The following is an 18,674-nucleotide window of genomic DNA, read 5'->3' on the forward strand; positions in this document are numbered from 1 at the left end:
GCCAGGCAGCTATGATTGGGTTTTTACCCGCAGCGAAAAAAAGCATGTCCGAACCCCAACAGCTCTCCCCCGTTGAAGCCCGCGTCCTCGCCGTTCTGGTTGAAAAGCAGGCCACCGTTCCCGACACCTATCCGCTATCGCTGAATGCGCTGGTCACTGGTTGCAATCAGAAGACCGCCCGTGAACCGGTGATGGAACTATCCGAAGCCGCCGTGCTGGAAGCCATCGATAGCCTGCGCAGCTACAGCCTGATCATCGAGTCCTCGGGGGGACGCGTGACCAAATACGGTCACAACCTGCCCAAGGTCTTCCAGCTACCGACGCCTTCGGTGGCCATCCTCACCACCCTGATCCTGCGTGGTCCGCAGACCGTGGCCGAGTTGCGCGCCAACTGCGAGCGCCTCTATCGCTTCGCCGACGCCTCCTCGCTGGAAGCCTTCCTGGAGGAACTTGCCATCCGCGCCGCCAATCCACTGACCATCCTGCTGCCTCGGGCGCCCGGAGCCCGCGAAAGCCGCTGGGCCCATCTCTTGAGCGGAACACCGGAATTGCCAGCAGCCCCCGCCACACGAGGCGCAGAAAGTGTGGGTCTGGCCGCTGAAGTCGCCAGTCTGCGGGAAGAAGTGATGCAATTGCGCGCCGAAGTAGCAGAGTTGAAGGCGCTCCTGGCGTGAGTGTGCGGGCCGATTTCTGTTGGGGCGGCCACTGGCTACGAACTCACGGCCAGCGGCCGCTCCTGCAGATATGAGCGCCCTGCAAAACCACCTCTGGAATCCAAGCGGCGGGCTGATCTACCACTGGCGCGCCCTGCGCTATCGCCGTCGCCTGTGGCAGCCCTTCGTGACTCAGGTGGAATATTGGTTGTCCGCCTGGCAGCCACCACAAAAAGAACTGGTGATCATTGGTCCGAGTGCCGGTTACACGCTGAATGCCGATTTCCTCGCTCGCTTTGCGAAGGTGGAAATCCTGGAGCCGGACCCGCTGGCGCGCGCCCTGTTACGCCGACGCTTCCCGACCATCCACTTCCGGCACGGCCAGCTTGATTGCTTCGCTGGCCTACATGGGCCATTAGCCCTGCGCCAGCACTATCCGCAAGCGGCCTTCCTGTTTGCCAACTCGCTCGGTCAGCAACTCGCACAACTCGATTCACGCTGGCCGGCACAACTCCTGCAGGCCCTGCAGGGCAGCTCATGGGCAAGCTATCACGATGTGGTCGCAGGCAGCCGCACGGCGCGCAATACACAGGCGCGCAAGTGGCAAGAGGGAGAAAGTCTGGAGCAGGTGTTGGCCGCCTTCTGGTCAGGCGGCGAACTGGAACTGTTTGATCATGGCAGCTTCGGAGTGCTGCCTGCACAGGAACACGCAGCGTGGGCCCTCACGCCACGACAACATCATCTGGTGGGATGGACATCCATCAGCGTCGAAGGATCTTCTACCAGCATGTTGCCGAACACCGGCATCGGCGGCAGATCGTAGTCGGACTCGATCAGTCCAAGCTCCACGAGCTGCTCAATGACTTCCTTGGGCTCACCTAACGGTTCGAGCATCTCGCGCAGGATGCCGTAGCGCGTCTTGCCGTCCACCATGATCAGGGCGCGTCGCAGACGCTGGCTCAGGCCCAGCCTGCGCTCGTTCATCTCGGCGCGGCCAAGGGCGGTCTTGCTGTAGATGGCGATATCGAACATGGCAGACATGAAGCTGTAATCAATGCCTGCATCCTAGCTTTTCGCACCCTCTTTAAATACTGTCTGAAGGTGCGTAATGACCAAAGGCGGCGCCCTCGGGATTAACGCCACCACAATCTGTGACTTAATGCACAAAGCTTGCTGCAAGGGCGTTTTCAGCAAGTCTATTCAACAAAACCGTTTATCACTTGATGATTTTGTCGATTTCTATGATTATGTCTTTAGTATTAGGACTAACACCTACAGAATAACCCTCCATATCACCGACACTCGCCTTCGCCTCTCCGCTCTTTGAAATACGTGCGCCGATGACGAATGGCCCTTGCCCCGGGTCACCGCCCATCAACTGGGCGCGAGCAAAATCAAAATTTGTCGGCAGATCACCGGCCTTCATGCGCAGGGCTGCGACCGGAGGTCCGCCTGCGACAGGGCGAGCAAAGATGAACAGGGCGTCGTCTGGCGAGAACTGGCTGCGCAGGCTGGCAGACACACTGATCCGTCCTGCCATCTGCAAACCGTTTGCGGCCACAGCAGGCGACGGTGCGGGCACAGGCGCAGCGCCAGTCAGACGCTGCTGCGCTTCGGCGATCATGGCTTCAGCATTGCGGCCGATCTCGCTCTGCGGATCCACCTTGCTCGCCATGCGCTGCCAGTGGCGCAAGGCACGTCGATAGTCCTCCTGCTCAAAGGCCACCGAACCGGCCAGCGCGAGTGCCTTGACGTTGTCCGGGTCAAGCTTCAAGGCCTCATCGATCAGACGCGCTGGCTCACCACTGAGCCGATTACCTTGCACGCTGCCGAGCGCATCGGCCCAATCGGCCCGCACCTGGGCATCCTGTGGGCGGTGTTGGGCCAATGCGGCGAAAACTTTCACCGCTTCGTCAAAACGCTCCAGCACCATGTAAGAGCGCCCCAGCATCTGAGCGCCTTCCAGATCATCCGGATTGGCGGCCACCTTTGCGGCCAGCTTGCTCACCATGGCCTCGATTTCGCCCGCACCGAAAGCCTGTTGCGGCGCAGTATTGGCCGGATCCAGCCCGGCAGGCTGGCCGATGATCAGGTAGATGCCGATCGCCGCTGCCGGCAGGCCGAGACCCACCGCAGCCGCCCAGCCGCGCGCCGCACGCGCTTCGCCGGGCGCAGCAAGCGCGGCCATTTCGGCGGCCGTGCGCTGCTCCAGCTCGGCCATGCTTTCAGCATGTTCTGCAGCACTGACGCGGTTCGCCGCCAGATCGGTTTCAAGCTCGCGGCGCTGCTCGCGCAGCACCCGCAGGGCCGGACTTTCCGTCTCCGCGGAGAGCGCCTTCGGCGCCAGCAAGGGGCGGATGAGCCACGCAGTCACACTCAGCAGCACCAGCGCTGCAACGATCAGGAACGCAGTCATGCTCATCCTTTGGTGTCTTGTTCAGCCAGCAAGGCGCGCGCTTTTTCCAGCGCTGCTGCATCCGGCACGTCTGCCTGCTCCTGGCGACGACTACGCAGGCGCCACAGGAAGGCGCCCAGCGCCCCCAGCAGCAACACGGCCGGGCCCAGCCACAGCAGCAGGGTGCTGCGCTTGACGGGCGGCTCGTAGAGCACGAAATCGCCATAGCGCTCAACCATGAAGCTGCGCACTTCATCGTCGCTCTTGCCGGCCGTCAGCATCTCGCGCACCTGGCGGCGCAGATCCAGCGCCAGCTCCGCCTGCGATTCGGCGATGGACTGATTCTGGCACACGAGGCAGCGCAGCTCCTCCGAGAGTTTCATGACATGCGCTTCGAGCGCCGTGTCGGTCTGCGCCAGACTGGCGAAGCTCGTCAGACACAGCAGCAGACATAGGATCAGCTTAGACACCTTGCAGCTCCTTGATGCGCGGCATCAGTTCACGTTCGAGGGCTTCCGGCGTAACCGGGCCAATGTGCTTGTAGCGGATGCGGCCATTGCGATCGATCAGGAAGGTTTCAGGCACGCCGTACACGCCGTAATCGATGCCGACGCGACCGTCCGCATCGACGATAGACAGGGTGTAGGGGTCGCCCCCTTCCTTGAGCCAGTTCAGCGCGTCTGGACGCTTGTCCTTGTAGTTCAGGCCGATGATCGGCAGCACGTTCTGGCGCGCGAAGGCCACCAGCACCGGATGCTCTTCGCGGCAGGCCACGCACCAGCTGGCCCACACATTGAGCAGCCACACCTTGCCCTGCATGTCGGGCAGACTCAGGCGGGCTTCCGGCTGCAGCAATTGCGGCAGGTTGAAGGCCGGGGCCGGCTTGTCGATCAGCGGCGAGGGAATCTCGCGCGGCTTGAGGGTGAGGCCGATCCCCAGCAGGGCCACGAGGCCCACGAAGAGCGCCAGCGGAATCAGGGCTTTGGCTTTCATGCGGCCACCTTTTTCATCTTGCGATAACGCGGATCCAGCGCTGCCAGCAGACCACCTGCAGCCATCAACAGGCAGCCGGCCCAGATCCAGCTGATGAAGGGTTTGTAGTAGAGGCGCAGGACCCAGCTGTCATCCGCCACCGCGTCGCCCAGCGACACATACACATCACGGAACAAACCATTGTCGATGGATGACTCCGTCATCGGCATCTGGCGCGCCAGATAGATGCGCTTTTCGGGGTGCAGGGTGTTGAGGCTCACGCCAGCACGGCTCAGGCTCACGGTCGCGCGCGCGGCGGTGTAGTTGGGGCCGCGTGCTTCTTCGACCTTGTCGAGCGTGAAGCTGTAACCCGCCAGCTCGGCCGAGCTGCCGACCTTCAGCGTCGTGTCGATATTGGCTTCGAAGGTTTTCACCATCGCCACACCGATGATGAAGATGCCGATGCCGAAATGCGCCAGCCACATGCCCCACCAGGCGCGCGGAATCTTCGCCAGTGCCGCCTCAGGGCCACGCAGGCGCTGCCACAACAGCTGCGCGCTGCCGATCAGCACCCAGGCCGCCAGCGACAGGCCCAGCCCACTGCGCACGCTCCAGCCGCCGGCCAGCCAGGCCGCCAAATTGCCGAGCACGAAGGCCAGCACGAGACCCGGCAAGAGCTTGCGCAGGATCGCCTGCACGGCCTGATCCTTCCAGCGCACGAAAGGCGCGACCACCATCAGCAGTACCACCGGCGTCATCAGCGGGAAGAACACCGCCTCGAAATACGGCGGGCCGACCGAGAGCTTGCCCATGCCAAGCGCATCCACCAGCAGCGGGTAGAGCGTGCCGAGCAGCACGGTCGCCGCCACCACCGAGAGCAGCACGTTGTTGATCAGCAGGAAGGTTTCGCGCGAGAACAGCGCGAACTTGCCACCGCCGGCGAGGCTCGTGGCACGCCAGGCGTACAGCAGCAGCGAGCCGCCGATCACCAGCACCAGCAAGGCCAGAATGAAGATGCCGCGTTTGGGATCAGTGGCAAAGGCATGCACCGAGGTCAGCACGCCGGAGCGCACGAGGAAGGTGCCGAGCAAGGAGAGCGAGAAGGCTGAGATCGCCAGCAGCACCGTCCAGCTCTTGAAGGCGGCGCGCTTCTCGGTCACCGAGAGCGAGTGCACCAGTGCCGTGCCGACCAGCCAGGGCATGAAGCTGGCATTTTCGACCGGATCCCAGAACCACCAGCCGCCCCAGCCCAGTTCGTAATAAGCCCAACCGGAGCCGACCATGATGCCCAGGGTGAGGAAGACCCAGGCGATCAGCGTCCAGGGGCGCGAAGCGCGTGCCCAGGCCGCGTCCAGCCGCCCGCCGATCAGGGCGGCGATCGCGAAGGCGAAGGCTACCGAGAAGCCCACATAGCCCATGTAAAGCAGCGGCGGGTGAATGATCATGCCCGGATCCTGCAGCAGCGGATTCAGGTCATTCCCCTCCAGCGCGCCGGGCAAGAGGCGCTCGAAGGGGTTGGAGGTAAACAGCATGAAGGCGAGGAAGCCCGACGCGGCCAGCCCCATCACTGCCAGCACGCGGGCCGTGAAGACTTCGGGCAGGGCACGCGCGAAGGACACGGCGCAGGTCCACAAGCCCAGCAGCAGCGCCCACAGCAGCAAGGAGCCTTCATGGCTGCCCCACACCGCCGTGATGCGGTACCAGACCGGCAGCTTGGTGTTGCTGTGCGAGGCCACGTAGGCCACCGAGAAATCATTCGCGATGAAGCTCTGCGTGAGGCACAGGAAGGCCAGCGCGATCAGTGCGAACTCAAGCCGCGCGGCCGGGCGGGCAATGCCGATCAGGGCCGCATGGTTGCGCGCCGCGCCAATGAGCGGCAGCACGCCCAAAGTGAGCGCCACGAGGAAGGCGAGGATCAGGGAGAGATGGCCGAGTTCGGGGATCATCAGGCGTGCCTCATTTCAGGGTCTTGGCCGTAGCGTGGGCCTGATCGATGGCGTCCTTGGCCTCCGGCGGCATGTAGTTCTCGTCGTGCTTGGCCAGCACTTCGCTGGCAGTGAACACCCCGTCAGCGCCAAGCTTGCCCTGCGCCACCGCGCCCTTGGCTTCCTTGAAGAGGTCCGGCAGCGCGCCCTTGTATACCACCGGCACCACCTGCGCAGTATCAGTGATCGCGAAGCGCACGGTCTGACCATCGGCCGCGCGCTGCACCGAGCCGGCCACCACCATGCCGCCAATACGGAAGGTACGGCCCTGCGGCGCTTTGCCGGCCACTACTTCGCTGGGCGTGTGGAAGAAGACCAGATTGTCGCGGAAGGCGTTCAGCACCAGAGCGGTGGCGCCAGCCAGCAAAACCAGGGCGATGCCGATCAGGAGGAAGCGTTTGTGACGGGGTTTCATGTGTTCTCCATGCCGGCTCAGATACCCGGCGTGAGGTACTGGAAGGTCCAGAAATATTCGGTTTCGCGATAAACGCCAGCTTCGCCCAGACCCTCGATCATGGCCTGCAGTTCCGCCTCACGCGGAAAATTCTTCAGCACCCGGAACTGGCTGCCGTCTTCGAGCGGACGCAGTTGCCAAGTGTTGCCTTCCGCATCACGCTCACTGATCGGCGTGCTGCTGCCCGCCACATAGCGATTATCCATCAGCACCACGACCGACTCGGGTGCCAGCAGGGCGTGCAAGCCTTGCAAAAACTCGCGCCGACGACTGACCGGCACATGCGAGAGCCAGAAGCCGGCGAACGCGGCATTGAAGCCACCCAGTTCGGCCGGCAGGGCGTAGGCATCCGCCTGCACGAACACGGCACGCCCCTGCACACGGTCGCGTGCGATGGCCAGCGGTTCGAGATTGGCGTCAGTGAGGGTGATCGACGCGGCCACGGGGGCGATGAACTGACTCCAGTAGCCCGTGCCCGCCGCAATCTCCAGCACATTGCGGCGTGCGAACTGCGTCGGCAACCAGGCTTCGAGTTGGCGCAGATTGGCCTGACGCTCCGGCTTCAGGTAGACCGCGTCGTACTCAGGGGCTCGTTGCGCATAGTAGGCCTGCATGGCCTCCACGGCACTCACCCGTTCTGTTCCAGCTGCTGCAACTGCAGCAGGCGGCGCAGACTCTGGCGGCGGCGCTGGCGCAGCAGCCACAACTCGAGGGCGATCAACGCGCAGGACACGCCATAGCTGCCCCACACGAAGGCGCCGCGCCCGCCCATGTCGATGAAGTCGCTGAAGGATTGCCAGACCATCATTTGCTCCCCAGGCGGGCGATCTCGGTCGAGGCCCAGTCGGTATGACGTTCGCGTTCAAGGATGATGCTGCGGGCACGCGTCAGCGTCACCGCCAGACTATAGAACCAGCAGCCCAGAGCGGTGAGCAGCATGGCCCACAGCATCACGCTGGCCATGCTGGAGCCGCCCGGCTTCACCGAAGCGCCCTGGTGCAGAGTGTTCCACCACTTCACCGAGAAATAGATGATCGGCACATTCACCGCCCCGACCAGCGCGATGATCGCCCCGGCCTTGTCCGCGCGGCGCGGATCTTCAATCGAACGAGTCAGCGCGATGAAGCCGAAGTACAGGAACAGCAGCAGGAGCTGCGAGGTCAGGCGCGCGTCCCACACCCAGTAGGCACCCCAGGTCGGGCGGCCCCACAGCGCGCCGGTCCACAACGCGATAAAGCAGAACAGCGCTCCGGTGGGCGCCAGCGCCTGGGTCATGTAGAAGGAAAGGCGCGTCCCCAGGCCCAGGCCGATGGCCGACCAAAATGCCATCACGAGGTAGATGAACATGCTCATCCAGGCCGCGGCGACATGGATATGGATAATGCGATAAACCTCGCCCTGCACCGCGTCGGTGGGCGCTTCGAAGAAGCCGATGTAGAGGCCAACGGCCAGAAATGCAGCGGCAAGCACCGCAAAAACCGGCACCAGGCGACCAGCCAGCGGGTAGAACGTCTGCGGTGAGGAGAATCGGAAAATATTCATGCTTGTCAGTCTGCAGGCTGTTCAGCTGAACCGGATGATACGCAGGAATGGCCCGGCGCCGGCCTTGATCCGCTTCAAGAAATCACTCGACGGCGAGACGCAGGGCTGCCGCGCAGGCCAGGGGTGACAAGGCCAGCGCCCCCAGCAGGCCGCCACCGAGCAGCGAGAACTGGGCGCTCACGCCCATCCCGGCGCCCCAGGCATCCACCGCCCCGGCGCCGAAGACCAGCACCGGCACGAACAGCGGCAGCACCAGCAGGGCCAAGAGTGAGCCCGCGCCGCGCAGGCCCAGGGTCAGCGCGGCGCCGATGGCGCCCACCAGTGACAGGATCGGCGTACCCAGCAGCAGGCCGCCTGCCAGCACCCCAAGCTCCACCCCCTCAAGGCGGTACATCGTGCCCAGCAGCGGCGACAGGATCACCAGCGGCAGACCAGTGGCCAGCCAGTGGGCGGTAATCTTGGCGGCCACCCACAGCACGGCCGGCTCGGGCGAGAGCAACAGTTGCTCCAGCACACCGGAGTCGAAATCCTTGTCGAACAGGCGCGGCAAGGCCAGCAACACTGCCAGCAGGGCCGCCACCCAGACCACGCCGGGCCCGATGGCGCGCAACTGGGTCGGATCCGCCCCGACCCCGAAGGGGAACAGGCTGGCCACGATCAGGAAGAAGGACAGCGCCACCAGCAGATCGGCACGCGCGCGCCAGGCCAGCAGCAGATCACGCCGCAGCACCGCGAGAAAGACGTTCATGGCGCGAAGGTCTCCACGTCCAGCCCGCGCAGGGGCGTGGCGAAGGCTACGTCCTGATGCGAGGTGAAAATCACGCTGCCGCCTGCGGCGCAGTGCGCGTCGATCTGCGCGGCCAACGCACTCACGGCGGCCACATCCAGCGCTGTGAAGGGTTCATCGAGAATCCACAACGGCCGGCTCGCTGACAAGGCCAGCCGCGCCAGCCCGACGCGGCGGCGCTGCCCTTGCGACAGCAGCTTGCACGGCAGCTCCAGTTGCCGCGCAAGCCCCAGCCGCGCCAAAGCCTCCCGGCAGGCGTCCGCATCCACCGGCAGACTGGCCATGGCGCAAGCGAAAGCCAGATTCTCGGGGGGGGTGAGCAGGTCGTTCAATGCAGGGGCATGGCCCAGATACAGGAGCGCAGCATGGAAAGCCTCGCGGCCATGCTGGATCTCCGCCCCCTGCCAACTCACCACGCCAGCGGCCGGCAGAGCAAGACCCGCCAGCAGGCGCAACAGGCTGGTCTTGCCCATGCCGTTGGCGCCACCAATGCGCAGCAGCTCACCCGCACCGAGGCGCAGGGCCAGGCCCTTGAAGAGCAGGCGTTCACCGCGCTGACAGGCGAGTTGACGAGTTTCAAGCATGGCCGGCATTCAAGCACAAGTCAGGCAGCGCAGCCACCTCAGCCGCCCGCCTGCCATGCAGAAGGGCGGCGCCCAATGCGGGCAAACCCGTCTCAAGAAACTCGCCAGGCCTGCCGTAAGCCCGCAGGAAGTCCGGAGAAATCTGCCTGCGCCTGCAGCAGCGAGGCGCCAGGCCGAACAAGCATCACAGGGAGCGGAGAACAGCATATGAGCATCACCCGGAAAATCCAGTTCCTGATCGGCGCGGCACTGGCCACTTGTTGCGTCATGTTTGGGGTGGCCCTGTCCAGCCTCTCCAGCCTGAATGCCGAAGCCGCCAAGGCGCTCGGCAGCGATGGCGCCGACAAGCTGCGCGCCGTCGAAGCAGCCTTCGCTGCGGCCCGCAGCACGAATATCGTGGTGCTGATGCTCGGCATCAGCCTGATTCTGATCGTTGGTTACGTGTTGTGGCGCGCCCTGGTCACCCCGCTCAAGGTCATGCAGCGCACGATCGAGCGCACGGCCGATCAGCTCGACTTCACCAGCGAGATCACGGTCGCCAGCCAGGATGAAATCGGCCAGACCCTGCTGGCCTACAACCGCCTGCTCGAGCGCCTGCGCCAGAGCTTCACCGAAATCCAGCAAGCCACCGGCCACATGCTTGAAGTGACCGAGGAGGTGGACGTCACCTCGCGCAAGATCGCGCGCAACTCGCAGATCCAGAGCGACGCCTCGGCCAACATGGCCGCTGCGGTGGAGGAAATGACGGTCAGCATCTCGGTGGTGGCCCAGCAGGCCCGGGATGCCAATCAGCACACCCAGGATTCCAGCGACATTGCCAGCCACAGCGCGGGCGCCATCCTCAGCACGGTGGTAGGCATCCGTGCCATCGCCGACTCGGTCCGTGAGGCTTCTGCCCGCATCAAGACCCTGCGCACCGACTGCGACGGTATCTCCTCAATGGCCGGCACGATCCGCGAGATCGCCGACCAGACCAATCTGCTGGCCCTGAATGCGGCCATAGAGGCAGCACGCGCCGGCGAACAGGGCCGCGGCTTCGCGGTGGTGGCCGACGAAGTGCGCAAGCTCGCTGAACGCACCGCCCGATCCACCCAGGAAATCACCGCCCTGGTCCTACGCATGCAGGACAGCGCTCGCTCGGCCGTCGACAGCATGACCACCACCGAAACCGCGGTGGGCCAGGGCGTGGAGAGCGCCCAGCAGGCCGGCGATTCGATCGAACGTATCAAGGAAGGCTCATCTGCAGCGGCTGGGGTAGTTGAGGAAATCGCCGGCGCCATCCGCGAGCAGCAGACCTCCAGCACCGAGATCGCCCAGAACATCGAGCAGATCGCCCAAATGAGCGAGCAGAATTCCGAAGCCGCAGCCTCGTCGGCAGTCGCCGTCGGCCGCATCGGCCAGGTCGGGCGCGAGATCGTGGCCTCCCTCTCGCGCTACCGCATTTCATCCGGTGCGCAGACCCTCGAATTGCGCGTCGCAGATATCCATGCCGACGAGCACCCGGCGGTGCGTGCCCAGCGCGCCATGGCCGAGATGATCCAGGAGCGCTCGCAGGGCCGGATCCGCCTGCGTGTAATGTCCAAGGGCGCTTTCGGCTCGGAGAAGGACGCGCTGGAAGGGATCAAGAATGGCGCGCTGGACATGACCCGCAGCATGCTCTCCAGCCTCAACAGGGATTGCCCGCTCACCGTGGTGCCGGGCATGCCCTTCCTGTTCCGCTCAATCGACCACATGCAGAAGAGCATGGACGGAGTGCCCGGTCAGCAGATCCTCGCCTCCTGCGCAGCCGGCGGCTATGTGGGCCTCGCCTTCTACGACAGCGGCGCGCGCTCGGTCTACGCCAACAAGGCTGTCCGCTCGCTGGCCGACATGCGCGGCCTCAAGCTGCGGGTGCCGCAATCCGATCTGTGGATCGCGATTGCCAAAGCCATGGGTGCTCAGCCCACACCGATGGCGCTGGATGAAATCATCGCCGGCCAGCGCATGGGGCTCGTCGAAGCAGCCGAAAACAACCTGCCCTCCTACGAAGGATTCAAGCACTTCGAGATCTTCCAGCAGTACTCCTTCACCGAGCATTCGATGGCGCCGGATATCCTGGTCTTCTCCAAGCGCCGCTGGGATGGTCTCTCAGCCGAAGATCAGCAACTCATCAGTGCTGCCGCGCGCGACTCGGTACGCCTGATGCGCCAGTACTGGAAGGAGCGCGAAGACAGCGCCCGCAAGGCGGTGGTCGCCGCCGGCACCCGTCTAATCCAGGATGTGAACAAGCAATCCTTCGAGAACGCGATGCGCCCGGTCTACGACCAGTTCATCACCTCCTCCGAGCAAAAGAGCCTGCTGCGCGCGATCCAGGAGTTGCGCTGAAATCAGCCGGGCACCTGGCCTGAAGCGCTCCCCCCGCCGGCCCCTGCCGGCGGATTTGTTTTCAGGCCGGCCAAAAGGGTAATTACAAGCTTCATGGCAGTTCTCTAGCATGGCCGAGGCAACACGCCTGCCTCACAAAACAGCCCGGAGGAAATCCATGAAGATCGCCCTGAAATCCCTCACCCTGAGCCTCGCCGCCACGCTCGCGGCCGGTCTGGCGCAAGCCGCCCCGGCTCCGGTGAGCCTGCGCGTAGTCACACCCTTCGCCAACGGCCACCTGCTGGCCGACACTGCCCAGCAATTCAAGCGGGAGCTTGCGGCCAGCGCTCCGCACATCCAGGTCAGCGTGCAGGCTGGCGTGCTCAACGAGCAAAGCATCAACCCGGCCTTCCAGAAGTGCGCACCCAGCGAGCGGGTCGGCGAACTACTGCTCACCGGCGGCCAGCCGATCCAGGATTACGCGCCGGAGTGGTTCTTCTTCAACGGCCCCTATGTGATTCGCGATTTCGATCACCTGCAACGCGTGTGGAACAGCCGCATCGGCGACAGCCTGCGCTACCAGCTCGAAACCAAGGGCGGCATGGTCAGTTTCGCACCGGTCTATCGCGGCTTCCGCCAGTTCACCAGCAATCAGCCCATCAACAGCCCGGCCGACTTCCAGGGCGTGAAGTTGCGCCTGCCGCCGGTGCCAGACTGGATCTCGGTGTGGCAGCCGCTGGGCGTAGCCCCGGTGCAGGTGCCCCTGCCCGGTATCTATGACGCACTCAAGACGGGCAGTGCCCAGGCCTCGGAAGGCGATCTCACCCAGATCAAGTCGCTCAAGCTCAACGAAGTGCAGAAGCAACTGGTGATCACCAATCATCTGGTCGGCTTCGGCATGCCGCTGGCCAATGCCTGCTTCTTCCGCAACGAACTCTCCACCACGGATCAGGAAAAGGTGCGCAATGCCATGCACAAGGCGGCGCTGTGGGGCAGCCGCAAGATCCAGCAGGACGAAGCCCGTCTGCTCGCCGAACTGCAGACTGGCGGCATGCAACTCGTGACCCCGGATGCCGCCGCCATCCGCAAAGCCGCCGAGCCGGCAATCAGGCAGCTGTTTGCCACGCGCTGGACGGTAACCGACTGGCAGAAGGTGCTGGCACAGTAAGAAGCCCGCCCCGGGTTCGGGTGCGAGCCCTCGTCCCCGAACCCGAATGCCTGACAAGTACATGATCTGGCTGAATAATCCCGTCTGACGGAAATCACACGCCGCCGTACGGAAGGCGCTTGACGGCCCCCCTCCCCTCACCTACTTTGCGGAACCCTGCTTGAAGACATGTAGGTATTTTTCCTACATAAAAAGCACTCAGCCAGAGCTGCCGCAGTGAGGCAGCCAATCCAGGAGGCACACCATGCGCAGCAAACTCTTCGGCGGGCTCGCCATCATGTTGCTGACGGCCCATGCCCAGGCCGCCACCGACTATCCCAGCGGCTATACCAAATGCGCCAAGGAAGGCGCCGCCTGCGCCATGACGGGCACGCGCAGCGTCTCCTTCGGCAAGTCCGGCGTCTTCGTATATGCCACCCTCAGTGGCAGCTTCACCTGTCAGGCCTCGCTGTTCCCGAGCAGCACCCACATCACCGGCACCCGTTACTGCTCCTACGCAGCCGCGGCCAGCAGCAGCGCCGCAGCGTCCAGTGTCGCCGCTTCGAGCGCCGCGGCATCAAGCGCGGCGAAATCCTCTGTCGCGGCCTCCTCGGCAGCGTCCTCCGCAGCCACTTCCGTCGCCACCAGTTCCAAAGCGGCTTCATCTGCCGTCGCCAGCTCCGCAGCCGCCAGCTCGGTGGTGGCTAGCTCCGCTGCCACGAGCGGTAAATATGTCGAGAAGCTCGGCCGCGGCGCAGTGGCAGTGCCCGCCGCCAGCGGCATGCTGGTGAGCTGGCGCCTGCTCGGCACCGAGTCGGCCAGCACCGGCTTCAACGTCTATCGCGGATCGGTCAAGCTCAACAGCAGCCCGATCACCGCCAGCACCAATTACCAGGACAGCACCGGCAGCACCGGCTCGGCTTACACCGTCAAGGCGGTTGTGAATGGCGTGGAGCAAGCCGGCAGCAACGCCACCGTGTTTGCCAATCCCTACCTCTCCATCCCGCTCAGCAAGCCGGCAGGCGGCACCACACCGGATGGCGTGGCTTACACCTATGACGCCAATGACGGCTCGGTCGCCGATCTGGATGGCGACGGCGAGTACGAAATCGTGCTCAAGTGGCAACCCACCAACTCCAAGGACAACTCGCAGTCCGGCTACACCGGCAACACCTTCATCGACGCTTACAAGTTCAACGGCACCCGTCTTTGGCGCATCGACCTGGGCAAGAACATCCGCGCCGGTGCGCACTACACCCAGATGGTGGTGTATGACCTGGACAGCGACGGCAAGGCCGAGCTGATGCTGAAGACAGCTGACGGCACGATCGACGGCAAGGGCACGCTGATCGGCTCAGGCACCGCCGACTACCGCAACAGTGCCGGCTATATCCTCTCCGGCCCGGAATACCTCACCGTATTCAACGGCGCCACCGGTGCCGCCATGGCCACCACCAACTACCTGCCGGCACGTGGCACAGTTTCGAGCTGGGGCGACTCCTACGGCAACCGTGTGGACCGCTTTCTGGCGGGCGTCGCCTATCTGGACGGCACCAGGCCCTCGGCCGTGTTCTCACGCGGCTACTACACCCGCGCGGTGCTGGTGGCCTGGGACTGGCGCGACGGCAAGCTGACCCAGCGCTGGACGCATGACAGCCCGACCTCCGGCTCCGGCGCCTATGGCCAAGGCGCGCACTATTTCACCGTGGGCGACGTCAATAAGGACGGCAAGGACGACATCATCTACGGCGCCGCCACCATCGGCAGCGATGGCAAGCTCCTCTACCGCACCGGCCTGGGCCACGGCGATGCGCTACACATGTCGGATCTGGATCCGAACCGCAGCGGTCAGGAAGTTTTCATGGTGCACGAGGAGACGGGCGCCGCCTACGGCATGGAAATGCACGATGCAGCCAGCGGCAAGATCCTGTGGGGCGTGAAGACCGGCGTGGATACCGGGCGTGGTATGTGCGCCGATATCGATCCGGCCTTCCCCGGTTACGAGTGCTGGTCCAGCGTGGGTGGCATCTACAGCGCCACGGGCGTATCGATCAGCAGCTCGCGCCCGAGCATCAACTTCGGCATCTGGTGGGATGGTGATCTGTCGCGCGAGCTCCTCGATGGCGTGAAGATCGACAAGTGGGTCCCCGCTTCGTCCAGCGTCACCCGCCTGGTAACCGGCGCCAACGCAGCCTCCAACAACAGCACCAAGGCCAATCCGGTGATTTCGGCGGATCTCTTCGGAGACTGGCGCGAAGAAGTCATCTGGCGCAACACCGACAATAGTGCGCTGCTGATCTATTCGACCGCTATCCCGACCGGCTACCGCTTCCCGACCCTGATGCACGATCCGCAGTACCGCGTGCAGGTGGCTGGCCAGAACATGGCTTACAACCAGCCCCCGCACCCGAGCTTCTTCCTCGGCAACGGCATGGGCACGGTAAGCCTGCCCGCCATCCGCACGCCCTGATCCATCCAGTGGGCGTACAACGGGCTGCCACGGCAGCCCGTTTTTTTGGAGCGTCTCCCGAAAGAATCCCGAATTCCGGGACAGTGATTTCACGGAAGAGCCGTTTATCTCAAAACAAGCCGCGAATAGAGTCGCTGCATGCTCACCCCGCTCCTTCACCCGAGGCTTGCGCCATGAATGACACTCTCCTGATCCAACAACCGGCCACTGCTGCGCAGCGGCTGATCCTGCTGTTCCATGGCGTCGGCGCCAATGCCCGCGATCTCTTGCCACTGGGGCAGGCCATCGCGCAGGCCCACGCTGGCGCCATGGTGCTGAGCGTAGCTGCGGCCGAGCCATCGGATCTGGGGCGTGGCCGCCAGTGGTTTTCGGTACAGGGGATCAGCGAGGAAAACCGGCTGGCGCGGATTGCCGCCGCATTACCGGGCTTTGTTGCCACCGTCCGGCACTGGCAAGAGGTAGCGGGCCTCGCGGCTGAGCACACCAGCCTCGTCGGCTTCTCGCAAGGAGCCATCATGTCCCTCGCAGCCACGCAGCTGGCTGACCCGCCTGCCGCGCAAATCCTCTCCATCGCCGGCCGCTTCGCCACGCCCCCGACTCTGGCCAGTGCCGTACGAGTACATCTGGTGCACGGCACGGCCGATCCAGTCATCCCCGCGCAGCAGAGCCAGGTTGCCGCCAGCGCCTTGCAGCAACTGGGCGTGACTCACAGCCTGGACCTGATCCCGGGGCTTGGCCACGGCATCGATGAACGCGCGCTGGCCTGCGTACTGCAACGCCTCGCCGAAGGGGCTGCGCCATGACCGAAGCCGGCCTGCGCCAGCACTACGCCCGCCTGAATACGGCCGAGCCGGCCGCAAGCGGACTGAGCCTGCTGCACATTGACGCGCAGGAGAGTCATCTACTCAATGGCGAGTCGGGCTCGGAGCCCAATTGCTTTGTGCTGGCCGCTGGCGCCCAGGTCATCGGCCGTCGCCATTTCCAGCACATGCCGCCCAGCGCGCTGGCGCTGGAAGAAGCCATCGCCGTCGTGGAAGATCAGCTGGCGCCGCTGGCCAGGCAACTACGACCGGCAGCACGCCTGCATCTGCTGCTTGCCGCCGACGCTGCGCTGCAGCCCCTGTTCGCGGGCCGTGAATGGCTGAGCCGTGAGGCCGTGGAGCAGCAGTTCCGCCTTCTTGCCGAGGTCGCGGAGGGCTTTCCACTCAGCGCCAGCGGGTTGCCCGATGACGCCAGCTTTGCAGCCAGCCTGCTGATCCTGCGCGAAGTGATGCACCACCTGGGCTTCGCCGAGCTGGTTCGCGTCAGGTAAAGAATCGTGGCGCGCCTATCCAAAGCAGCGGCTTTGGTGCACACTGCGCAGCCTGTGGCACGTGTTCCAGTCTCCCCGCCACAGTCTGTATGCAGCCTCTGCTGCCCTCAGAGCCAGTAAAGATCTACTGCGCGCTGCAATCTCGAAGTTCCGGTGCTCAACGTATTCACATACGTTTTCGCTGATCTCTTCAAGCTTGCGCCGCTCGCGACGATTTTTCTCCGGCTCTCAGGAATCCAACGAACCTGCTTCGTCCTCCTCGACTGGAGCCGCGCCCTGAAGGCAGCGGCTGGTCGACGCAGCTCTCTGATTGAGAGAACAATGTCCTTTGCATCCCTCGGGCTCAGTGAGCCCATCGTCCGCGCCGTGTCCGAGCGTGGCTACACTACCCCTACGCCCATTCAGGCCCAGGCCATTCCGGCCGTGCTGAACGGTGGCGACCTGCTCGCTGGCGCCCAGACCGGCACCGGCAAGACCGCCGGTTTCACCCTGCCGCTGCTGCAACGCCTGACCGAAACCCCGGCCCGCAAGAAGGGCGCCATCCGCGCCCTGGTGCTGACGCCGACCCGCGAACTGGCCGCACAGGTGGAAGAATCCGTGCGCCACTACGGCGTGCACCTGCCGCTGAAATCCATGATGATGTTCGGCGGCGTCTCCATCAACCCGCAGATCGGCCAGCTCAAGCGTGGCGTGGACATCCTGGTTGCCACCCCCGGCCGCCTGCTCGACCATGTGCAGCAAAAGACGATCGATCTCTCCGGCGTCGAAATCCTGGTGCTCGATGAAGCCGACCGCATGCTCGACATGGGCTTCATCCGCGACATCAAGAAGGTGCTGGCCCTGCTGCCGAAGCAACGCCAGAACCTGCTCTTCTCGGCGACTTTCTCGGACGAAATCAAGGCGCTCGCCGATGGCCTCTTGAACAAGCCGGCGATGATCGAAGTGGCGCGTCGCAATGCACCGATCGAGCTGGTGACCCAGCGCGCGATGTTCATCGACCAGAAAGCCAAGCGTCACCTGCTGGCCCACCTGATCAAGGAACACGCCTGGTTCCAGGTGCTCGTCTTCACCCGCACCAAGCACGGCGCGAATCGTCTGGCCGAGCAATTGACCAAGGGCGGCATTCCGTCGCTGGCGATTCACGGCAACAAGAGCCAAAACGCCCGTACCCGTGCGCTGGCCGAGTTCAAATCCGGCGACCTGCAGGTGCTGGTGGCCACCGACATCGCCGCGCGCGGCATCGACATCTCGGAGTTGCCGCATGTAGTGAACTTCGAGCTGCCCAACGTGCCGGAAGACTATGTGCATCGCATCGGCCGTACCGGCCGCGCCGGTTCGACCGGTGAAGCGCTGTCGCTGGTGTCGTCCGACGAAGGCAAGTTCCTCGCCGATATCGAGAAACTCACCAAGCGCAAGATCGAACGTATCGAAGTACCGGCTTTCGAGATGCCGGAAAACGCTGCCGCCGAAACCGACGACCGCCCGCCGCGCCAGCCGCAGGGCCGTGGTCGCCAGGGTCAGGGTCAGGGCCAGCGGCGTGAGGGCGGCCGCAACGAAGGGGGCCGCGAGGGCGCAGCCCGCAAGCCAGCTCAGCCGCGCGCACGAAGTGGTGAAGGCCGCAGCCCCCAAGGCAACGAGCGCCGCGCCGCACCGGCCAGGCCTGCCGAAGAAGGCCGCGCCGAGCGTCCGGCAGGCCAGGCGCGCCGCAACGGCCCCGCTGGCGAAGGTGCCGGCCGTGCGCATCAATCACCGCGCCAGGGGCAACACGCCCGCCCGCCGCGTCGCGGCGAGCCCAATGGCAACAAACCGGCCGGTGCGCGTCGTGAAGCCAATGGCAACGTGCCCGAGGCTCCGCGCCGTGATGCAGACGGCAATCGCGCCGGACGCGACACCCACCTCTCGCCAGACCCGAGCAAGGGGATCAAGGGCGTGTTTGCGCGTGGCCTGAAAGCCCTGCGCAATCTCGGCTGATCCCGTCAGCAAAGCATCCAAAGGGTCGCTCAGGCGGCCCTTTTTTTGTGCGTGCGAGC

The 18,674-nt window shown here is 64.5% G+C and carries 19 protein-coding genes; 8 read left to right on the plus strand and 11 right to left on the minus strand.

All coding sequences use genetic code 11. The features are described from left to right. The first annotated feature begins 44 nt into the window (after positions 1 to 44). Together Q3Y64_RS08035 and Q3Y64_RS08040 are read left to right on the plus strand one after the other, a co-directional pair. Positions 45 to 674 (plus strand): YceH family protein, encoded by a 630-nt coding sequence (locus Q3Y64_RS08035; protein ID WP_101942041.1) that lies wholly within the window; start codon positions 45 to 47, stop codon positions 672 to 674. A 70-nt stretch (positions 675 to 744) separates the two neighbouring features. Next, the gene (locus Q3Y64_RS08040) at positions 745 to 1,476 is read left to right on the plus strand and encodes a hypothetical protein (RefSeq protein ID WP_303560801.1); all 732 of its coding nucleotides are present in this window, start codon (positions 745 to 747) and stop codon (positions 1,474 to 1,476) included. Here Q3Y64_RS08040 and Q3Y64_RS08045 read toward each other — a convergent pair. The 11 genes from Q3Y64_RS08045 to ccmA form a co-directional block, all read right to left on the minus strand. After that, positions 1,392 to 1,694: a hypothetical protein gene (locus Q3Y64_RS08045; protein WP_101942043.1), complete on the minus strand. Its 303-nt coding sequence runs from the start codon at positions 1,692 to 1,694 to the stop codon at positions 1,392 to 1,394. The two genes, Q3Y64_RS08040 and Q3Y64_RS08045, sit on opposite strands and share 85 nt — an antisense overlap. A 175-nt stretch (positions 1,695 to 1,869) precedes the next feature. Continuing rightward, complete coding sequence (ccmI, locus tag Q3Y64_RS08050; RefSeq protein WP_303560803.1) at positions 1,870 to 3,069, minus strand: c-type cytochrome biogenesis protein CcmI; 1,200 nt, start codon at positions 3,067 to 3,069, stop codon at positions 1,870 to 1,872. 2 nt (positions 3,070 to 3,071) lie between these two features. Then, positions 3,072 to 3,518 (minus strand): cytochrome c-type biogenesis protein, encoded by a 447-nt coding sequence (locus Q3Y64_RS08055; protein WP_303560805.1) that lies wholly within the window; start codon positions 3,516 to 3,518, stop codon positions 3,072 to 3,074. Next, positions 3,511 to 4,041: a DsbE family thiol:disulfide interchange protein gene (locus tag Q3Y64_RS08060; RefSeq protein WP_303560806.1), complete on the minus strand. Its 531-nt coding sequence runs from the start codon at positions 4,039 to 4,041 to the stop codon at positions 3,511 to 3,513. The genes Q3Y64_RS08055 and Q3Y64_RS08060 overlap by 8 nt, the downstream gene beginning before the upstream one ends. Beyond that, positions 4,038 to 5,966 carry a heme lyase CcmF/NrfE family subunit gene (locus Q3Y64_RS08065; protein ID WP_303560808.1) on the minus strand — a complete coding sequence of 643 codons (1,929 nt, stop codon included), beginning with the start codon at positions 5,964 to 5,966 and terminating at the stop codon, positions 4,038 to 4,040. Before Q3Y64_RS08065 ends, Q3Y64_RS08060 begins: the two co-directional genes overlap by 4 nt. Before the next feature lie 10 nt (positions 5,967 to 5,976). Further along, positions 5,977 to 6,420 carry a cytochrome c maturation protein CcmE gene (ccmE, locus tag Q3Y64_RS08070; RefSeq protein WP_303560810.1) on the minus strand — a complete coding sequence of 148 codons (444 nt, stop codon included), beginning with the start codon at positions 6,418 to 6,420 and terminating at the stop codon, positions 5,977 to 5,979. Between the two features lie 17 nt (positions 6,421 to 6,437). After that, entirely contained in the window at positions 6,438 to 7,091 is a 654-nt protein-coding gene (locus Q3Y64_RS08075; protein ID WP_303560812.1) for a class I SAM-dependent methyltransferase, read from the minus strand. Next, the gene (gene ccmD / locus Q3Y64_RS08080) at positions 7,088 to 7,267 is read right to left on the minus strand and encodes a heme exporter protein CcmD (RefSeq protein ID WP_254048212.1); all 180 of its coding nucleotides are present in this window, start codon (positions 7,265 to 7,267) and stop codon (positions 7,088 to 7,090) included. The genes Q3Y64_RS08075 and ccmD overlap by 4 nt, the downstream gene beginning before the upstream one ends. After that, positions 7,264 to 8,001, minus strand: coding sequence for a heme ABC transporter permease CcmC (ccmC, locus tag Q3Y64_RS08085; RefSeq protein WP_101942050.1), 738 nt, complete (start codon positions 7,999 to 8,001; stop codon positions 7,264 to 7,266). The genes ccmD and ccmC overlap by 4 nt, the downstream gene beginning before the upstream one ends. Before the next feature lie 82 nt (positions 8,002 to 8,083). Beyond that, positions 8,084 to 8,749 (minus strand): heme exporter protein CcmB, encoded by a 666-nt coding sequence (ccmB, locus tag Q3Y64_RS08090; RefSeq protein WP_303560817.1) that lies wholly within the window; start codon positions 8,747 to 8,749, stop codon positions 8,084 to 8,086. Continuing rightward, the gene (gene ccmA, locus Q3Y64_RS08095) at positions 8,746 to 9,372 is read right to left on the minus strand and encodes a cytochrome c biogenesis heme-transporting ATPase CcmA (protein WP_303560819.1); all 627 of its coding nucleotides are present in this window, start codon (positions 9,370 to 9,372) and stop codon (positions 8,746 to 8,748) included. Before ccmA ends, ccmB begins: the two co-directional genes overlap by 4 nt. A 207-nt stretch (positions 9,373 to 9,579) precedes the next feature. On the opposite strand from ccmA, the gene dctP reads away from it, so the two are divergent. The 6 genes from dctP (at position 9,580) to Q3Y64_RS08125 (ending at position 18,615) form a co-directional block, all read left to right on the plus strand. Continuing rightward, entirely contained in the window at positions 9,580 to 11,736 is a 2,157-nt protein-coding gene (gene dctP / locus Q3Y64_RS08100; protein WP_303560821.1) for a TRAP transporter substrate-binding protein DctP, read from the plus strand. Between the two features lie 157 nt (positions 11,737 to 11,893). Beyond that, positions 11,894 to 12,883, plus strand: coding sequence for a TRAP transporter substrate-binding protein (locus tag Q3Y64_RS08105; protein WP_158239190.1), 990 nt, complete (start codon positions 11,894 to 11,896; stop codon positions 12,881 to 12,883). A 244-nt stretch (positions 12,884 to 13,127) separates the two neighbouring features. Further along, entirely contained in the window at positions 13,128 to 15,332 is a 2,205-nt protein-coding gene (locus Q3Y64_RS08110) for a rhamnogalacturonan lyase (protein WP_303560824.1), read from the plus strand. A 173-nt stretch (positions 15,333 to 15,505) separates the two neighbouring features. After that, positions 15,506 to 16,135 (plus strand): esterase, encoded by a 630-nt coding sequence (gene ypfH / locus Q3Y64_RS08115; protein ID WP_303560826.1) that lies wholly within the window; start codon positions 15,506 to 15,508, stop codon positions 16,133 to 16,135. Further along, the gene (locus tag Q3Y64_RS08120; RefSeq protein WP_303560828.1) at positions 16,132 to 16,644 is read left to right on the plus strand and encodes a hypothetical protein; all 513 of its coding nucleotides are present in this window, start codon (positions 16,132 to 16,134) and stop codon (positions 16,642 to 16,644) included. The genes ypfH and Q3Y64_RS08120 overlap by 4 nt, the downstream gene beginning before the upstream one ends. Positions 16,645 to 16,965: 321 nt before the next feature. After that, the gene (locus Q3Y64_RS08125; protein WP_303560830.1) at positions 16,966 to 18,615 is read left to right on the plus strand and encodes a DEAD/DEAH box helicase; all 1,650 of its coding nucleotides are present in this window, start codon (positions 16,966 to 16,968) and stop codon (positions 18,613 to 18,615) included. Positions 18,616 to 18,674: the final 59 nt, after the last annotated feature.

The organism is Uliginosibacterium sp. 31-12, assembly GCF_030548425.1.
GTDB classification, from domain to species: domain Bacteria; phylum Pseudomonadota; class Gammaproteobacteria; order Burkholderiales; family Rhodocyclaceae; genus Uliginosibacterium; species Uliginosibacterium aquaticum.